The following is a 15,937-nucleotide window of genomic DNA, read 5'->3' on the forward strand; positions in this document are numbered from 1 at the left end:
GTGTCATCTTCGCTTTGGACTCAATGTTTGCAGCAACTTCAGGAAGAGCTTCCTGCTGCCGAATTCAGCATGTGGGTACGACCACTTCAAGCTGAGCTAAGTGGTAACACACTGACCTTATTTGCCCCAAATCGATTCGTTTTGGATTGGGTTCGCGATAAGTACATCAACAGCATTAATCGCCACCTGCAAGAATTCTGTGATAACGATATCCCTAACCTCAGATTTGAGGTGGGCAGTAAACCGGTATCAGCGCCACCACCGACTGCCAGAAAGTCGGCCGCTGACGTAGCTGCTGAGTTCTCTGCACCTGCACAATTGGCGCGTCGTAAGCCTGTGCATAAAACTTGGGATAACGATAGTGATGTTTCTGACATCACCTACCGTTCAAACGTAAATGTGAAGCACCGCTTCAATAACTTCGTTGAGGGTAAATCGAACCAATTGGGTCTAGCGGCTGCACGCCAAGTGTCTGATAACCCAGGTGCTGCCTACAACCCATTGTTCCTATACGGTGGAACGGGTTTGGGCAAGACTCACCTTTTGCATGCTGTAGGTAATGCCATTGTTGATAACAAGCCGAACGCAAAAGTGGTGTATATGCACTCTGAGCGTTTTGTGCAAGATATGGTAAAAGCTCTGCAAAACAATGCGATAGAAGAATTTAAGCGTTATTACCGAAGCGTCGATGCCTTGCTTATCGATGACATTCAATTCTTTGCGAACAAAGAGCGTTCACAAGAAGAGTTCTTCCACACCTTTAATGCGCTGTTAGAAGGCAATCAACAAATTATCCTTACCTCGGATCGTTATCCTAAAGAGATCAACGGGGTAGAAGACCGTCTTAAGTCTCGCTTTGGCTGGGGCTTGACGGTTGCGATTGAACCACCAGAGCTTGAGACTCGCGTCGCTATCTTGATGAAGAAGGCTGAAGACCATCAGATTCATTTAGCGGATGAAGTGGCATTCTTTATTGCTAAACGCCTGCGTTCAAATGTCCGTGAGCTTGAAGGGGCATTGAACCGTGTGATCGCGAATGCGAATTTCACTGGCCGTCCTATCACTATCGATTTTGTTCGTGAAGCGCTGCGTGACTTGCTGGCTCTTCAAGAAAAACTCGTCACCATAGATAATATTCAAAAGACCGTCGCGGAATACTACAAGATTAAGGTTGCAGACCTCTTGTCTAAGCGCCGTTCTCGTTCTGTTGCTCGTCCGCGCCAATTGGCGATGGCACTCGCAAAAGAGTTGACCAACCACAGCTTGCCTGAAATTGGTGATGCGTTTGGTGGTCGTGACCATACTACGGTACTGCATGCATGCCGTAAGATTGAACAGCTTCGTGAAGAGAGTCATGACATCAAAGAAGACTACTCTAACTTAATTCGTACACTTTCATCGTAATAGGTAATTAATAGAATGAAATTCACTATTAATCGTCAGCTTCTGATCAAGCCCCTGCAACAGGTTTCTGGTGCGCTAGCAGGTCGCCCTGCTTTACCTATTTTGGGCAATGTATTACTCAAGGTTGAAAACGGCTTCTTATCTATGACGGCAACAGACCTTGAGGTTGAGCTGATCAGTCAGGTTCAATTAGAGAATGACTTTGAGCCAGGAAGCATTACCGTTCCTTCACGTAAGTTCTTCGATATTTGTCGTGGTCTTCCTGATAATGCGGATATTACCCTTTCCCTTGATGCCGAGCGCGTGGTCGTTCGTTCAGGTCGAAGCCGCTTTTCTTTAGCGACGCTACCTGCGATAGATTTCCCAAACATTGAAGATTGGCAGTCTGATACAGAGCTGACTTTGACTCAAGGTAACCTAAGAGCACTAATAGAGAAGACACAATTCTCTATGGCTAACCAAGATGTGCGCTACTACCTCAACGGTATGTTGTTTGATATCGATGGCAGTACGTTGCGCTCTGTGGCCACCGATGGCCACCGTATGGCGGTTTCTGAAACAACGCTCTCTGACAGTCACCCTCAGCAGCAAGTGATTATCCCTCGCAAGGGTGTTCTTGAGCTGATGAAGATCCTTGACCAGCCGGACGAGTCTGTCACCTTGTTGATTGGTTCTTCAAACATTCGAGCAAGTGTCGCTAACTTTGTGTTCACCTCTAAACTAGTCGATGGACGTTTTCCTGACTACCGCCGAGTAATGCCACAAAACACCACTAAGACTGTGATTGCGGATTGTGAAGACCTACGTCAGGCATTCTCTCGCGCCGCTATTCTCTCCAATGAGAAATTCCGTGGTGTGCGAGTAAACCTTTCTAGTGGCACTATGCAGATCACAGCCAACAACCCTGAGCAAGAAGAAGCGCAAGAGGTGGTTGATGTTGATTATCAAGGTGATGACCTAGAGATTGGCTTCAATGTTAGCTACGTATTGGATGTATTAAACGCAGTACGCTGTGAGAAGGTTTCTCTTTCTATGTCTGATGCGAATGCGAGTGCCTTGATTGAGAACGCTGAAGATTCAAGCGCTCAATACGTGGTAATGCCGATCCGTCTATAACGGTATGCCTCTTACTCGTCTTGTTATTAAACAGTTCCGAAATATTGAAGCCTGCGATGTTAGCCCATCGCCAGGCTTTAATTTTCTTATAGGGGCTAACGGCAGCGGTAAAACCAGCTTGCTAGAAGCCATCTACCTACTTGGACATGGTCGCTCATTCAAGAGCTCGATTACCGGTCGTATTATTCAGCACGACTGCAGTGACTTGTTTGTTCATGGCAGATTACAGAACCCACAGCAATTTGAACTTCCTATTGGTATCAACAAGCGTCGTGATGGCAGTACAGAGGTGAAGATCTCTGGTGAAACAGGCCAAAAGCTGGCTGAGCTTGCTAAGGTGTTACCTTTGCAGCTGATTCACCCCGAAGGCTTTGATTTACTTACTGATGGACCTAAGCACCGCCGCGCTTTTATTGATTGGGGCGTCTTTCACTGTGAACCTCAGTTTTATGAGGTGTGGGGGCGAATAAAGCGCCTCAACAAGCAGCGCAACGCCTTACTCAAAACTGCCCGCAGTTATCGAGAGCTGAGTTACTGGGATCAGGAACTGGCAAAGCTGGCGGAAATGATCTCCACTTGGCGTGCTCAGTATGTGGCGCAATTGAAAGAAGTGGCCGAGCCACTGTGTAAGGATTTTCTCTCAGAGTTTGATGTTTCTATCTCTTTTTACCAAGGTTGGGAGAAAGGAGCGGATTATGCCGAATTATTGGAAAGAAATTTCGAGAGAGATCAGCACCTTGGCTATACTTTTAGTGGACCAAATAAGGCTGACCTAAAAATTAGGGTCAACGGCACACCAGTAGAAGATATCCTGTCTCGAGGACAACTAAAACTATTGGTATGTGCATTGCGAGTTGCCCAAGGCCAACACCTAACAAAGTTGACTGAAAAACAGTGCATATACCTCATCGATGACTTTGCATCAGAGCTTGATAGTCAACGAAGAGCACGCTTAGCGGACTGCTTAAAGGAAACTGGAGCACAAGTATTTGTAAGCTCTATTACAAAAAGCCAAATTGCTGAAATGAACAGCGAAAATAGCAAGATGTTTCATGTGGAACGTGGCAAAATAGAGCTAGTAGAATAAGGGTTAGATTATGCATCGACCCCTTTGTTGTAGCTGAGCAAATTAGACAAATTTGACGAAAAATCGAGATTTAAACCAATGAGGGATGAAAGCCCCTCAAATACTAGGTTTAGGTCTTACTATGCTACTTTAACAGCTAGAGATTTTAGATTCCTAGCGTAGTAGAACATATTCAATATAGATGGCTATTATCGGTATTTGCGAGCTCACCAAAGCGTCACTTTGGTTTGGCCGTAACATGGATGATACATAGACCCAAATAGAGAGTAACTCATGGCAGAAAATTACGATTCATCGAGTATTAAAGTACTAAAAGGCCTAGATGCGGTTCGTAAGCGTCCAGGTATGTACATAGGTGACACAGACGACGGAACAGGTCTTCATCATATGGTATTCGAGGTAGTGGATAACTCTATTGATGAAGCGTTAGCAGGTCACTGTAACGACATTATCGTAACTATCCATGAAGATAACTCTGTCTCTGTAAGCGATGACGGTCGTGGTATTCCTACGGAAATGCACGAAGAAGAAAAAGTCTCTGCAGCCGAAGTTATCATGACCGTATTGCACGCGGGTGGTAAATTTGATGACAACTCATACAAGGTATCGGGTGGTCTTCATGGTGTAGGTGTTTCAGTTGTAAACGCACTGTCTAAGCAAGTCACTCTGACCATTCAACGCGCGGGTGAAATTTATAAGCAGACTTACCATCATGGTGAACCTGAAGCACCGCTTGCTGCAGTTGGTACAACAGATAAAACAGGTACAGAGATTCGTTTCTGGCCAAGTGAAGATACGTTCACCAATATCGAATTCCATTACGATATTCTAGCGAAGCGTTTACGTGAGCTTTCATTCCTGAACTCTGGCGTATCAATCAAGTTAATGGATGAACGTGAAGAAGATAAGTTTGATCACTTCATGTATGAAGGTGGTACACAAGCGTTCGTTGATTACCTAAACACGAACAAAACACCTATCATCCAAAAAGTATTCCACTTTGATTCTGAGCGTGAAGACGGTATCTCAGTTGAAGTAGCGATGCAGTGGAATGATGGCTACCAAGAGAATATCTACTGTTTCACCAACAATATCCCTCAGCGTGATGGTGGTACTCACCTAGCCGGTTTCCGTGCTGCGTTAACGCGTACACTGAACAGCTTTATGGATAAAGAAGGTTTCTCTAAGAAAGCGAAAACCGCCACTTCAGGTGATGATGCTCGTGAAGGTTTGACTGCGGTAATCTCGGTTAAGGTTCCTGATCCTAAGTTCTCAAGCCAAACCAAAGACAAGTTAGTCTCGTCTGAGGTGAAGTCTGCGGTTGAATCTGCAATGGGCGAGAAGCTATCTGAGTTCTTAATGGAGAACCCAGGTGAAGCTAAGATCGTTTGTAGCAAAATTATCGATGCAGCACGTGCGCGTGATGCAGCGCGTAAAGCACGTGAGATGACACGTCGTAAAGGCGCATTAGATTTAGCAGGTCTGCCAGGTAAGCTCGCAGATTGCCAAGAGAAAGACCCAGCGCTTTCCGAACTATACATAGTGGAGGGTGACTCTGCGGGCGGTAGTGCTAAGCAGGGTCGTAACCGTAAGAACCAAGCGATTCTTCCACTTAAAGGTAAGATCCTAAACGTTGAGAAGGCACGCTTTGACAAGATGCTTTCTTCTCAAGAAGTAGCGACACTGATTACAGCACTTGGCTGTGGTATTGGTCGTGACGAGTACAACCCAGATAAGTTGCGTTACCACAACATCATCATCATGACCGATGCCGATGTGGATGGCTCGCACATCCGTACTCTACTGCTGACGTTCTTCTACCGTCAAATGCCTGAGCTGATTGAGCGTGGTTACATCTACATCGCTCAGCCACCACTTTACAAAGTGAAGAAGGGTAAGCAAGAGCAGTACATTAAAGATGAAGATGCAATGACTCAGTACCAAACTGCGCTGGCTCTTGATAACGCTGCACTGTATGTGAACCCTGAAGCTCCCGCTCTTTCGGGTGAGCCTCTAGAGGCTCTAGTGACTCAGTTTAACCAAGCGACTAAGCTCGTTGAACGTATGGCTCGTCAATTGCCAAAAGCGCTAGTGGAAGAGTTCATTTATGTACCTCGTCTTACTGCTGAAGAGTGTCAAAATGAAGCGACAGTAACGGCTTGGGGTGAGCGTTTAGTGGCTCAACTTAATGCAAAAGAAGTAGGCGCTAGCCAATACAGCTTAGAAGTTGAAAAACACCAAGAGCTGAATGTTTCTTTGCCTAAGGTTGTTGTTCGTACTCACGGTGTTCACTACGAGTATGTGGTTAGCCTAGAGCTACTTGCGACGAAAGAATACAACAAGCTAGCGACTCTTTCTGAGGCGCTAGAAGGCCTGCTAGAAGAAGATGCTTATGTGAAACGTGGTGAGCGTACCGCGCAAGTAACCACCTTCCGAGAAGCACTAGAGTGGCTAACCAAAGAGTCTCGTCGTGGTCTTTCACTACAGCGTTACAAAGGTCTAGGTGAGATGAACCCAGATCAGCTTTGGGAAACCACTATGGACCCGGATACTCGTCGCATGATGCAGGTGACTATCGAAGATGCAGTGGGCGCAGACCAGTTGTTCACTACTCTAATGGGTGATCACGTAGAGCCTCGTCGTCGCTTTATCGAAGATAACGCACTGAAAGTAGCTAACCTAGACGTTTAGTAACGGTTGCCGTCATTCTGACGAAAGTTCAGAATCTTAGAGCACACAGAACTAAAGAAAAGCACTACCGTTTTGGTGGTGCTTTTTTCTTTTCTAACTATCTGAAAAATAAATAGTTGCTAAAAAATTTCAAAATAATCCCTTGAAACAGATTTTGCTCATCCCTATATCTAGTTGTGAAGAGGATGCCTGATGGGTCTTCTGAACCGCTTAACTCGCTTCGCTCATGAGAGGAAGGACAGAGTCAAGCATACAACTTAAACCTGTTGAACCCATGTCCTAGATGGAATGGAAACAACACCCTTAACTCGCCACTCTGAGTTAAGGCTATTGCTAAAGATTAGGATAGTTATATGAGAACTGTAGATTTCACTCCTTTATACCGTAACGCTATTGGTTTTGACCGTCTTTTCAACATGATGGAAACATCAAACGCGAAGAATACTTCTGGCGGTTACCCTCCGTACAACATTGAACAGCAAGATGAAAATAAGTACCGCATTACAATGGCGGTAGCAGGTTTTTCTGATGACCAAATGGATATTACTCAAAAAGAAAACGTACTTATTGTACGTGGTGAGCGTAAAGCCGAAGAAGGTAAAACCTATGTTTACCAAGGTATCGCTGAGCGTGATTTTGAACGTAAATTCCAGTTAGCTGATTATGTGAAAGTGATTGGTGCAACGATGGAAAATGGCTTACTGCACGTTGATTTAGAGCGTGAAATTCCAGAAGCGATGAAACCACGTAAAATTGCAATCAATGGCAGCAATCTTATCGAGAGCAACACTGACTCGGCAAAGTAGTTAGCAATAGAAAAGTAACTAGCAACATAATAAAGTAGTGAGAGAGCGCCTAAGGCGCTCTTTTTTATTGCTTACGCATCAACATTAAACCGGTATCCCGTACCTCTTACAGATTGAATGTGCGTTGAGTTACTACCCAGCTTCCTTCTTAATGAACGTACAATGGTATCTACCACATTACTTGAACCATTATGCTCAATTCCCCACACCTCTTTGAGCAACAGCTTGCGTGATACCACCTCTTCCTGATGTGAGATTAATAGAGACAAGGTATTAAACTCCAGTGGTGTCAGGTCGATTTGCGAGTGGCTCGTTCGGATCTGCCTTGCATCAACATCAAACCATGATGGGCGGGCGATGATGGACTCCTGACAGCTGAGTTCATGAAGCAGTCGCTTAGATACCCAGCCATTCACGGATTCTTCTCCCATGTCTAGCATGGCTGAGTAATAGGGGATACCGTCAATATCGACTTCTATATCAAGAACTTGAAAACCTAGCTCAAGCGCCGCAGGGGCATAGGGCTGGAGATCTTGCAGAGTGAGATAGACGCGTTTAAGTTGAGGCCTCATTTCCAGATAGATTCGTTTTATGTCGAGCCAGCATGCGGCTTGTACGCCACTTAATGATTCTCCTTTATCTAGGGATAGCCAACGACGAATAAAAATGTGCTCTGCATTATTGCCGTCTGGCGCTTCAGTCTCGTTTAAGTGGGTAACCCAGGCTTTGGTTATAGGGTCTTCATCTAGCTGGTGGGTCAGTATTTCTGTCGTTTTCAGTAAGCAGTAGAATCCTGCTATTTTTCCTTGTGTATCCTTAACACAATGAAAGGCATTAATATGTTTTTGCCACCAATGTTCGTAGATGGATATTGCCTGTTGTGGCTCATGATTTGTAATGATAGCCATCACAGACGGCTTATCGGCTTCACAAGCGGGCTCAATGCTATATTCGCGCTGATCGTTGGGAGGAAAGAAGGCGTTACGAATGACACTGTTTTCTACCAGATAGATAATGTCGGCCGTGTAGCGCCACATCTGACCCAGACTTGCACTCTCTAGCTCGGTACGTATCTGCTGGCTCGCTCTTTGGCGGAAAACACTAAATTGTTGTGGTGAGCGGGACTTCAGATCCGAGCTTAATGTCTTTTTCAGTACCTCATGCAAACTCAAGCCATCTTCATTGACCTCTACAAAATCGATCTGTGCTAAATCCTCATACAGCTTATTGGCTTGTGAATGAGTACAAAGCAGCATGGCCTTGAGTAAAGGCTCAGTCATTCGTCTGATCACCGAGCAGGCAAGTAATGCCTGCTGTAACTCAGGGTCGTGAATGTCTTCAATAAAAAAACGCACCAATGAATGAATAATGTTATTGGGAGGTTGTTCGCTCAACTGGCGTTGAGGTCGTTCCAAGACCGCGTTACTAGCCAACCTCAACGCAAGGGGGTGACCATTAGCAAATTGGTTGATTCCCAATGCGACACTGACAGAATGCCCCTGAGCTTGCAGGAAGCGAATAGAATCGTTAAAGGATAAGCACTCTAGCTTTAAGCTGAGGTAGTTTAGCTCAGCGCTTGGGTTGATTATCCATTGGTTAGCAGGCAGTAATCGACCACAAAATATGAGCCTTATTCTTCCTAAAAGAGCCGGCATGCATTCTTGTCTTAGCCAAGACTCGATCAGGTTTATGGACTCAAATTGATCGAGTAGCAACACGGGCGGAGTTGGCGTTGCTGCTGCATCGAGAGCCGCAGAAATAGAGCTTAAGCTTGCTTCATCACTCATGGTTATCTGCTGAAGACATTGCAAGAAGGCTCTTGGTGTTGGTTCTATTTGTTGGCAATTGATTTTAAAGCAGCGGCTAGGGTAGAGAGTCGCGAATTGATTAAGAAGCGTGCTTTTGCCCACACCAGCAATGCCATATAAGCCAATCACATCAGGGCCATAGAACTGCATACTTTGAGCCAAAAACTCTAGCTCTCTGGATCGAGTCTTTTCAATGACAGCTGTGTCCATAGTCAATGCCTAGGTGAGGTTGTCGGGTTTCTTATTCACGCTACTTCATGCAAATCTCACTAAATCCTCATAATTATAGTCGCTATCAAGTTTTATCCTTGTAAGTGTCTTACATAGATGAAACGTAAGGAATTCCTATGAGTAAATTGCTAATAGGCCTAGTGCTAGGAAGTTATTTGATTGGTTTTACGAGTAGTGCTGCAGAGGAAAAGGTTCAGCGTGCAGAAAGTGCCGCACATAGCGACCTTAGCTCAAAAGCGACTATCCTTGATACCGATGGCTCAGTTCTGCGTGAGGGGGACTCTCATTGGCATTGTGTTCCTGGCATCCCTGTTGTGCCCGGAGATATGCACCCGATGTGTAACGATGCGGTGTGGTCTAAATTACTTAAGGCCGCAGCTACCGGTCAGCCCTTTGAAACCGACCGGATAGGCATTTCATACATGATGCAGGGTGATGCGTATGTGAGTAACTCCAACCCAGCCGCTACGGATCCTGACAATGGTGATGTATGGGTGAAAGAGGGGCCACATCTAATGATTGTTGTGCCAAAAGAGCTTCTGAAAGGGGTGAGTGATGACCCCTTTAATGGAGGGCCTTATGTAATGTGGAAGGACACACCTTATGCTCACATTATGGTGCCCATCAAGAATAAATAATGAAGGAATAGAGTTATGTCGACATTGTATGAAAGATTGGGAGGCTCAGAGTCTATTACTCAAATCTCCAGTGATATTGTAGACCTTCACCTTGCCAATAAGGCGATCAGCACTCGATTTGCTGATTCTGACTTATCGCGATTAAAGACGTCGGTGGCAGAGTTCTTTATTACGGGGACTGGAGGTCCTAACCTGTATAAGGGAAAAGACATGCTTGCTGTACATAAAGGCATGAATATTTCTGCTGTTGAATTTGTAGCCGTGTTAGATGACGCTCTTGAGGCCATGAATAAAAATAATGTGGGGCAGAGAGAGCAAGAAGAAGTGCTGTTTGTTCTTTATAGCATGCGCTCTGATGTCATATTGGTTTGAGGAGAGTAAACGACGATGACGCTTATCGGTTATCGTCGTTTTTATATGGCGTATTATGCGCCTTGATAAGCCTTTTTGACTTCCTCAGCAATGATTTGAATACCCTTTTGCATATCCTCATCATTCTGTACGTAGTTCATTCTCAGACATTGGTGAGAGTGATCCCACAGGTCTTCTTGTCCAAAGAAGAAGTACTCTCCAGGAACAATCAATACACCTCTAGCCTTCAGACGCTTGTACAGTTCCATTGTGGTAATCGGCAGTTCGTCAAACCATAACCAAAGGAACATAGCCCCTTCAGGTTTGTGAATTCTAAATCTTGGGTCAACAATCGCTGATTGCAAAAGCGATACCGCTCTTATGGATTTTTGTTGATAGAAAGGCTTGATGACATCATCGCTTAATCGCAGTAGGTCATTTGACTCAATCATATGTTGAGCCACCGCAGGGCCTATACTACCTGGGGCTAATCCTATGATGCCATTGATGTTGGTTAAGGCTCGTGTGGTTTCTTCATTGGCAATCACAATTCCGCAGCGTAAACCGGGCAAACCCAGTTTGGAAAGACTCATACACAATATGGTGTTGTCGTTCCAAAATGGCGTCGCTTCTTCAAACACAATATTGGGAAATGGCGTGCCATAAGCATTATCTAATATCAGAGGGATATTATGCTTACGTGCCAACTCATCTAGCTTGTAAACCTCTTCATCGGTCAATAGGTTTCCGGTTGGGTTTGTAGGTCTAGATGCGCAAATGGCCGCGACAGATTCATCAATTTTCAGTTGTGAGAAATCAACGTGATACTTAAATTGTCTATCTTCTAGCAACTCAATTTCTGGCTTATAAGAGACAAAGATGTCGTCTTCAATGCCAGAGTCACAGTAACCAATATACTCAGGTGCGAGTGGTAGTAGTATTTTTTTATGGCTGCCATCTGGTTGCTTACCTGCAAGCAGGTTAAATAGGTAGAAGAACGCACTTTGGCTACCATTGGTCAGCGAGATGTTTTTTTCACTGATGTCCCAGCCATAGGTATCTCTGAGTAGCTTTGCTAAGCCTTTAACAAAGGTGTCTTTGCCTTGAGGGCCATCATAGTTGGCCATTGCAGACACAAGCTCGCCGTTGGCTAGCATTTGTGAGGTGACTTCTGAGAAGTAGTCCATCATCTCTGGAATAGCAGCAGGGTTGCCACCGCCGAGCATGAGGGCACCAGGTGTACGCAAGCCGTCATTAAGGTCACCCATCAACTGAGTGATACCTGAGTTGCGATTAAATTTTTCGCCGAATTTTGAATAGATTTTCGAAGAAGACATGCAAAGCCCTGACTATTTCTTAAAAGTATAGGAAAGAGACAAACCTTAGCTCAGAGGGAGGGGGTTACTCAATAGCTGGAATAATTATTTGCAAAGAAAAAGCCCAGCGAGTGCTGGGCTTTAAATGGGTTATTTCTGCAGAAGAGAAATATCAGCAATCTGCAAGAACAGATTACGCAGCTTATTCAGCAGCGTTAAGCGGTTCTTTTTCAATGCTTCGTCATCGGCCATAACCATAACGTTATCGAAGAAGGCATCAACAGGCTCACGTAGATCAGCAAGTTTGCTTAGGGCTTGTTGGTAATTACCCGTTGCAAATGCAGGCTCTAGCGCTTCAGCCATGACTTCAACGTTTTCTGCTAGTGCTTTCTCAGCATCTTCTTGTAGAAGAGCAAGGTCGATCTCTTCCGCTAGCTCGCCATCGAATTTCGCTAGGATATTACCCACACGCTTGTTGGCTGCCGCTAGTGCCTCTGCTGCTTCAAGTTCACGGAAGTGAGAAACTGCTTTTACACGTTGATCAAAGTCAGCTGGCTTAGTTGGACGACGTGCGAGTACCGCTTGGATGATATCAACGCTGAAACCAGCATCTTGGTACCATGCGCGGAAACGGCCTAGCATAAAGTCGATAACGTCAGCTTCTACATTGTCGTTGGTTAGCTTGTCGCCTAGTAGCTCTTTCGCTTTACCGATCAGATCGGTTAGATCTAGGTTGTAGCCGTTTTCAACGATGATACGTAGCACACCTAGTGATGCACGACGTAGAGCAAATGGGTCAGAACCTTTTGGTGCTTGGCCAATACCGAAGATACCAACAATAGTGTCTAGCTTGTCTGCCATTGCTACTGCTGAAGAGATACCAGTGCTTGGTAGATCGTCACCAGCGAAACGAGGCATGTACTGCTCGTAAAGCGCCAGTGCAACTTGCTCGTCTTCACCATCGTGAGTCGCGTAGTGCATACCCATTACACCTTGTGTATCCGTGAATTCGAATACCATAGATGTCATTAGGTCACATTTAGCCAGTAGGCCTGCACGCTTAGATTTCTCAACGTCAGCATCGATTTGCCCAGCGATGTAGCCAGCAAGTTCTGTGATGCGGTCTGTTTTGTCTTTGATAGTACCAAGCTGCTTCTGGAAGATAGCTTGGTCTAGCTCAGCAAGACGGTCGATCAGCGGACGCTTACGGTCTGTGTTGAAGAAGAACTCAGCATCAGCAAGACGTGGACGTACAACTTTCTCGTTACCTTCGATAACGTGACGAGGCTCTTTAGACTCGATGTTTGATACGAAGATAAAGTTAGGAAGTAGCTTCTTGTTTTCGTCGTAAACAGGGAAGTACTTTTGGTCACCTTTCATGGTGTAAACCAAAGCTTCAGAAGGTACTTTTAGGAATTCTTCTTCAAACTTCGCTGTCAATACTACTGGCCATTCAACCAGAGACGTTACTTCTTCAACAAGGTCATCTTCTAGGTCAGCTTTACCGCCAACCGCTGCTGCCGCTTTTTGAGAATCAGCAAGGATGATGGCTTTACGTGCTTCGTAATCGGCCATTACTTTACCGCGCTCTTCTAGGATCGCAGGGTATTGGTCAGCAGAATCGATTGTGAACTCTTGTTCGCCCATGAAACGGTGGCCACGGATAGTACGAGCAGATGCTACGCCTAGGATTTCGCCTTCAACAAGCTCATCACCTAGCAGTACTGTCAGTGTTTTCACTGGACGGATAAATTGAATGTCTGAGTTACCCCAGCGCATTGCTTTAGGGATTGGTAGGCCAGCTAGTGCTTTCGCTGCAATGTCCATCACCAATTCTTGAACAGGTTTGCCAGCCACTTCTTGTTTGAAAAGAAGCCACTCGCCTTTGTCTGTTTTCAGGCGGTCAGCTTGCTCAACAGTAATACCGTTACCACGAGCCCAACCTTGTGCCGCTTTCGTTGCGTTACCTTCAGCATCGAAGGCCACAGAAATAGCAGGACCACGTTTTTCAACGACTTTGTCCGCTTGGCCTTCAGCCAGTGCAGTTACTTTAAGTGCAAGGCGACGAGGTGCTGCGTACCACTTGATGCCTTCGTGAGAAAGCTCAGCTGATTTAAGACCCGCTTCAAAGTTAGAAGCAAATGCTTCTGCTAGAGAACGAAGTGCCGTTGGTGGTAGCTCTTCGGTACCCAGTTCAATTAGAAATTCTTTTGCCATGATTACTTCTCCTCACCTTGTTTTTTACACATAGGGAAGCCAAGTGCTTCACGCGATGCGTAGTATGCTTCTGCAACAGCTTTTGTTAGGTTGCGGATGCGGAGGATGTAGCGTTGGCGCTCTGTTACAGATATAGCTTTGCGAGCATCAAGAATGTTGAATGCGTGGCCAGCTTTTAGAATACGCTCGTAAGCAGGAAGCGGTAATGGCTTCTCTAGCTCTAGGAGTTCTTTACACTCTTTTTCACACTGGTCGAAGAATGTGAATAGGAAATCAACATCAGCGTGTTCGAAGTTGTAAGTCGATTGCTCTACTTCGTTTTGGTGGAAGATATCACCGTAAGTCACGTTAGAGCCGTCAGGAGCAACGTTCCATACTAGGTCGTAAACAGAGTCTACTTCTTGGATGTACATCGCTAGACGTTCGATACCGTAAGTAATTTCGCCGGTTACTGGCTTACACTCAAGGCCACCCACTTGCTGGAAGTACGTAAACTGAGTCACTTCCATGCCGTTTAGCCAAACTTCCCAGCCAAGACCCCAGGCACCCAATGTTGGGTTTTCCCAGTTGTCTTCTACGAAACGAATATCGTGAACTAATGGATCGATACCAAGCACTTCAAGTGAGCCAAGGTACAACTCCTGAATATTATCTGGAGAAGGCTTAAGAGCTACCTGGAATTGATAGTAGTGCTGCAGGCGGTTTGGGTTCTCACCATAGCGTCCGTCAGTTGGACGACGAGATGGCTGAACATATGCCGTAGACATTGGCTCTGGGCCAAGTGCACGCAGACATGTCATTGGGTGAGAGGTGCCAGCACCTACTTCCATATCTAACGGTTGAACAATAGTACATCCGTTTTGAGCCCAATAATCCTGCAGCGCGAGGATCATTCCCTGGAAGGTTTTGATATCGTATTTTTGCATAGTCGTTTCGCGCGATTCTTTTGTCTGAAAATGAAATAACTTCAAATTATACCCATGAATTGCCCTTTGGAGTAGCGAAAAAAGCATCAATACCTTGTTCAAACGGGCTTTAACAGCAATGAAAGGGCTTATCCTAGTCTTTGCGGTGGATTTGCTACTTGATTATGACCTTGGGCGCGATTAAAATCCCCCGCATCTTTGGGGAGTAGCTTACCGTGGCAGTCAATTGTCCGGTTCGTCCGTCAACATAATTGATGCAAAATCATCATGGCGTTCGAGACAACTTGTTTAGCAAGACCTTAGATAAGAATCATGAACCAAGGTGGGGAGTGAGACTTGTCTATTGTTTGTTATCCCCACCTAAAGAGAGAATTCCTTGAGCGTACTAGCCATTTCTATCACCACCGTTGCCTTAGCGGAGATCGGTGATAAAACCCAACTTTTGTCTCTTCTATTGGCAAGCCGTTATCGCAAGCCTTTGCCTATCATTGCCGCCATTTTCTTAGCCACTATAGCGAACCATGCGGTTGCAGCTTGGCTTGGCGTACTCGTCTCTGATTTGTTAAGCCCGGCGATTCTAAAGTGGGTTGTTGTAGCAAGCTTTGCCGCTATGGCTTTGTGGGTACTTATTCCCGACAAACTAGATGAAGATGAGTCTATCTCTAACAAAGGCCCCTTTGTGGCCAGCTTTATTGCTTTTTTCGTGGCTGAGATCGGCGATAAGACGCAGATTGCGACCTCAATCTTAGGGGCGCAATACTCGGATGCATTGATGATGGTTGTGCTGGGCACAACGATTGGGATGTTACTTGCGAATGTGCCAGTTGTGATTATTGGGAAGTTGTCAGCAGAGCGCTTGCCACTGGCAATGATCAGAAAGGTAACGGCTGCACTGTTTGCAATACTTGCGGTAAGCGCAGCCATTTACTAGAGAGGCGAGACTAAGCCAGCCCTTTTTTGATTAGGTATTCAAATGGGGCTGCGTCAGTTTTTTCAGCGATTAGCTGATGATCCATGAAGCGACAAAAGCTTGGAATATCGCGCACCGTAGAAGGGTCGTCTGCTTTAACTAGCAATACTTCGCCATCTTGCATATTACGAATGGTCTTTCTGACCATCATAACGGGCTCTGGGCAGCGTAAACCTTCTGCCTCTAGGATGTGATTTGCAACTTCTGGATTAAACGACATAGCTTCCTCTCCCAAAAAATGAGACCGCGATCATACTCGAGTATAAAAAATATTCAATATCAACTTGGCAATCTTCACCTTAGGGTGTATTGTTAATTTAACTTAGATTTAACAACTTGATAACAGTTGAGTTGAGCAGATATTCCGACACTATCC

Annotated in this window: 13 protein-coding genes; 8 read left to right on the top strand and 5 right to left on the bottom strand. The window is 45.3% G+C overall.

Features of this window, described 5'->3' with window-relative positions; translation table 11 throughout:
* The 5 genes from dnaA to OCU35_RS00025 all read left to right on the top strand — a co-directional run bounded on the left by dnaA (nucleotide 1) and on the right by OCU35_RS00025 (nucleotide 7,104).
* Nucleotides 1-1,404: a chromosomal replication initiator protein DnaA gene (gene dnaA / locus OCU35_RS00005; protein WP_026026254.1), complete on the top strand. Its 1,404-nt coding sequence runs from the start codon at nucleotides 1-3 to the stop codon at nucleotides 1,402-1,404.
* Between the two features lie 15 nt (nucleotides 1,405-1,419).
* Nucleotides 1,420-2,520, top strand: a complete 1,101-nt coding sequence (gene dnaN / locus OCU35_RS00010; protein WP_017033074.1) for a DNA polymerase III subunit beta — start codon at nucleotides 1,420-1,422, stop codon at nucleotides 2,518-2,520.
* 4 nt (nucleotides 2,521-2,524) lie between these two features.
* Nucleotides 2,525-3,607 carry a DNA replication/repair protein RecF gene (gene recF / locus OCU35_RS00015; RefSeq protein WP_017029809.1) on the top strand — a complete coding sequence of 361 codons (1,083 nt, stop codon included), beginning with the start codon at nucleotides 2,525-2,527 and terminating at the stop codon, nucleotides 3,605-3,607.
* A gap of 273 nt (nucleotides 3,608-3,880) precedes the next feature.
* The gene (gene gyrB, locus OCU35_RS00020) at nucleotides 3,881-6,298 is read left to right on the top strand and encodes a DNA topoisomerase (ATP-hydrolyzing) subunit B (RefSeq protein ID WP_261825479.1); all 2,418 of its coding nucleotides are present in this window, start codon (nucleotides 3,881-3,883) and stop codon (nucleotides 6,296-6,298) included.
* A 353-nt stretch (nucleotides 6,299-6,651) separates the two neighbouring features.
* Nucleotides 6,652-7,104, top strand: coding sequence for an Hsp20 family protein (locus tag OCU35_RS00025; RefSeq protein WP_017029811.1), 453 nt, complete (start codon nucleotides 6,652-6,654; stop codon nucleotides 7,102-7,104).
* 71 nt (nucleotides 7,105-7,175) lie between these two features.
* Here OCU35_RS00025 and OCU35_RS00030 read toward each other — a convergent pair whose 3' ends face one another.
* Complete coding sequence (locus OCU35_RS00030) at nucleotides 7,176-9,122, bottom strand: winged helix-turn-helix domain-containing protein (protein WP_261825480.1); 1,947 nt, start codon at nucleotides 9,120-9,122, stop codon at nucleotides 7,176-7,178.
* 137 nt (nucleotides 9,123-9,259) lie between these two features.
* On the opposite strand from OCU35_RS00030, the gene OCU35_RS00035 reads away from it, so the two are divergent.
* Together OCU35_RS00035 and OCU35_RS00040 are read left to right on the top strand one after the other, a co-directional pair.
* A complete protein-coding gene (locus OCU35_RS00035) occupies nucleotides 9,260-9,781 on the top strand; it encodes a hypothetical protein (RefSeq protein WP_261825481.1) in 522 nt (173 codons plus the stop codon).
* Between the two features lie 15 nt (nucleotides 9,782-9,796).
* Complete coding sequence (locus OCU35_RS00040) at nucleotides 9,797-10,153, top strand: group I truncated hemoglobin (protein WP_065210328.1); 357 nt, start codon at nucleotides 9,797-9,799, stop codon at nucleotides 10,151-10,153.
* Nucleotides 10,154-10,206: 53 nt separating this feature from the next.
* Here OCU35_RS00040 and OCU35_RS00045 read toward each other — a convergent pair whose 3' ends face one another.
* From OCU35_RS00045 to glyQ, 3 genes are all read right to left on the bottom strand, one after another.
* Nucleotides 10,207-11,469: a valine--pyruvate transaminase gene (locus OCU35_RS00045; protein WP_065210327.1), complete on the bottom strand. Its 1,263-nt coding sequence runs from the start codon at nucleotides 11,467-11,469 to the stop codon at nucleotides 10,207-10,209.
* A gap of 129 nt (nucleotides 11,470-11,598) precedes the next feature.
* Nucleotides 11,599-13,665 carry a glycine--tRNA ligase subunit beta gene (gene glyS / locus OCU35_RS00050; RefSeq protein WP_065210326.1) on the bottom strand — a complete coding sequence of 689 codons (2,067 nt, stop codon included), beginning with the start codon at nucleotides 13,663-13,665 and terminating at the stop codon, nucleotides 11,599-11,601.
* A gap of 2 nt (nucleotides 13,666-13,667) precedes the next feature.
* A complete protein-coding gene (gene glyQ, locus OCU35_RS00055) occupies nucleotides 13,668-14,591 on the bottom strand; it encodes a glycine--tRNA ligase subunit alpha (RefSeq protein WP_017029817.1) in 924 nt (307 codons plus the stop codon).
* A gap of 376 nt (nucleotides 14,592-14,967) precedes the next feature.
* Here glyQ and OCU35_RS00060 point away from each other — a divergent pair, with 376 nt between their 5' ends.
* Nucleotides 14,968-15,522 carry a TMEM165/GDT1 family protein gene (locus OCU35_RS00060; protein ID WP_017029818.1) on the top strand — a complete coding sequence of 185 codons (555 nt, stop codon included), beginning with the start codon at nucleotides 14,968-14,970 and terminating at the stop codon, nucleotides 15,520-15,522.
* Nucleotides 15,523-15,532: 10 nt separating this feature from the next.
* On the opposite strand, the gene tusA is transcribed toward OCU35_RS00060, so the two are convergent.
* Nucleotides 15,533-15,781, bottom strand: coding sequence for a sulfurtransferase TusA (tusA, locus tag OCU35_RS00065; RefSeq protein ID WP_017029819.1), 249 nt, complete (start codon nucleotides 15,779-15,781; stop codon nucleotides 15,533-15,535).
* Nucleotides 15,782-15,937: the final 156 nt, after the last annotated feature.

Source organism: Vibrio breoganii (assembly GCF_024346795.1).
In the GTDB taxonomy this organism is placed as follows: Bacteria; Pseudomonadota; Gammaproteobacteria; order Enterobacterales; family Vibrionaceae; genus Vibrio; species Vibrio breoganii.

What these genes read in the sequence shown, in the direction of transcription:
- recF (WP_017029809.1), top strand. Translation starts at nt 2,525, where the DNA reads ATGCCTCTTACTCGTCTTGTTATTAAACAGTTCCGAAATATTGAAGCC.
- glyQ (WP_017029817.1), bottom strand. Translation starts at nt 14,591, where the DNA reads ATGCAAAAATACGATATCAAAACCTTCCAGGGAATGATCCTCGCGCTG.
- OCU35_RS00030 (WP_261825480.1), bottom strand. Translation starts at nt 9,122, where the DNA reads ATGGACACAGCTGTCATTGAAAAGACTCGATCCAGAGAGCTAGAGTTT.
- tusA (WP_017029819.1), bottom strand. Translation starts at nt 15,781, where the DNA reads ATGTCGTTTAATCCAGAAGTTGCAAATCACATCCTAGAGGCAGAAGGT.
- OCU35_RS00025 (WP_017029811.1), top strand. Translation starts at nt 6,652, where the DNA reads ATGAGAACTGTAGATTTCACTCCTTTATACCGTAACGCTATTGGTTTT.
- glyS (WP_065210326.1), bottom strand. Translation starts at nt 13,665, where the DNA reads ATGGCAAAAGAATTTCTAATTGAACTGGGTACCGAAGAGCTACCACCA.
- OCU35_RS00040 (WP_065210328.1), top strand. Translation starts at nt 9,797, where the DNA reads ATGTCGACATTGTATGAAAGATTGGGAGGCTCAGAGTCTATTACTCAA.
- gyrB (WP_261825479.1), top strand. Translation starts at nt 3,881, where the DNA reads ATGGCAGAAAATTACGATTCATCGAGTATTAAAGTACTAAAAGGCCTA.
- OCU35_RS00035 (WP_261825481.1), top strand. Translation starts at nt 9,260, where the DNA reads ATGAGTAAATTGCTAATAGGCCTAGTGCTAGGAAGTTATTTGATTGGT.
- OCU35_RS00045 (WP_065210327.1), bottom strand. Translation starts at nt 11,469, where the DNA reads ATGTCTTCTTCGAAAATCTATTCAAAATTCGGCGAAAAATTTAATCGC.
- dnaN (WP_017033074.1), top strand. Translation starts at nt 1,420, where the DNA reads ATGAAATTCACTATTAATCGTCAGCTTCTGATCAAGCCCCTGCAACAG.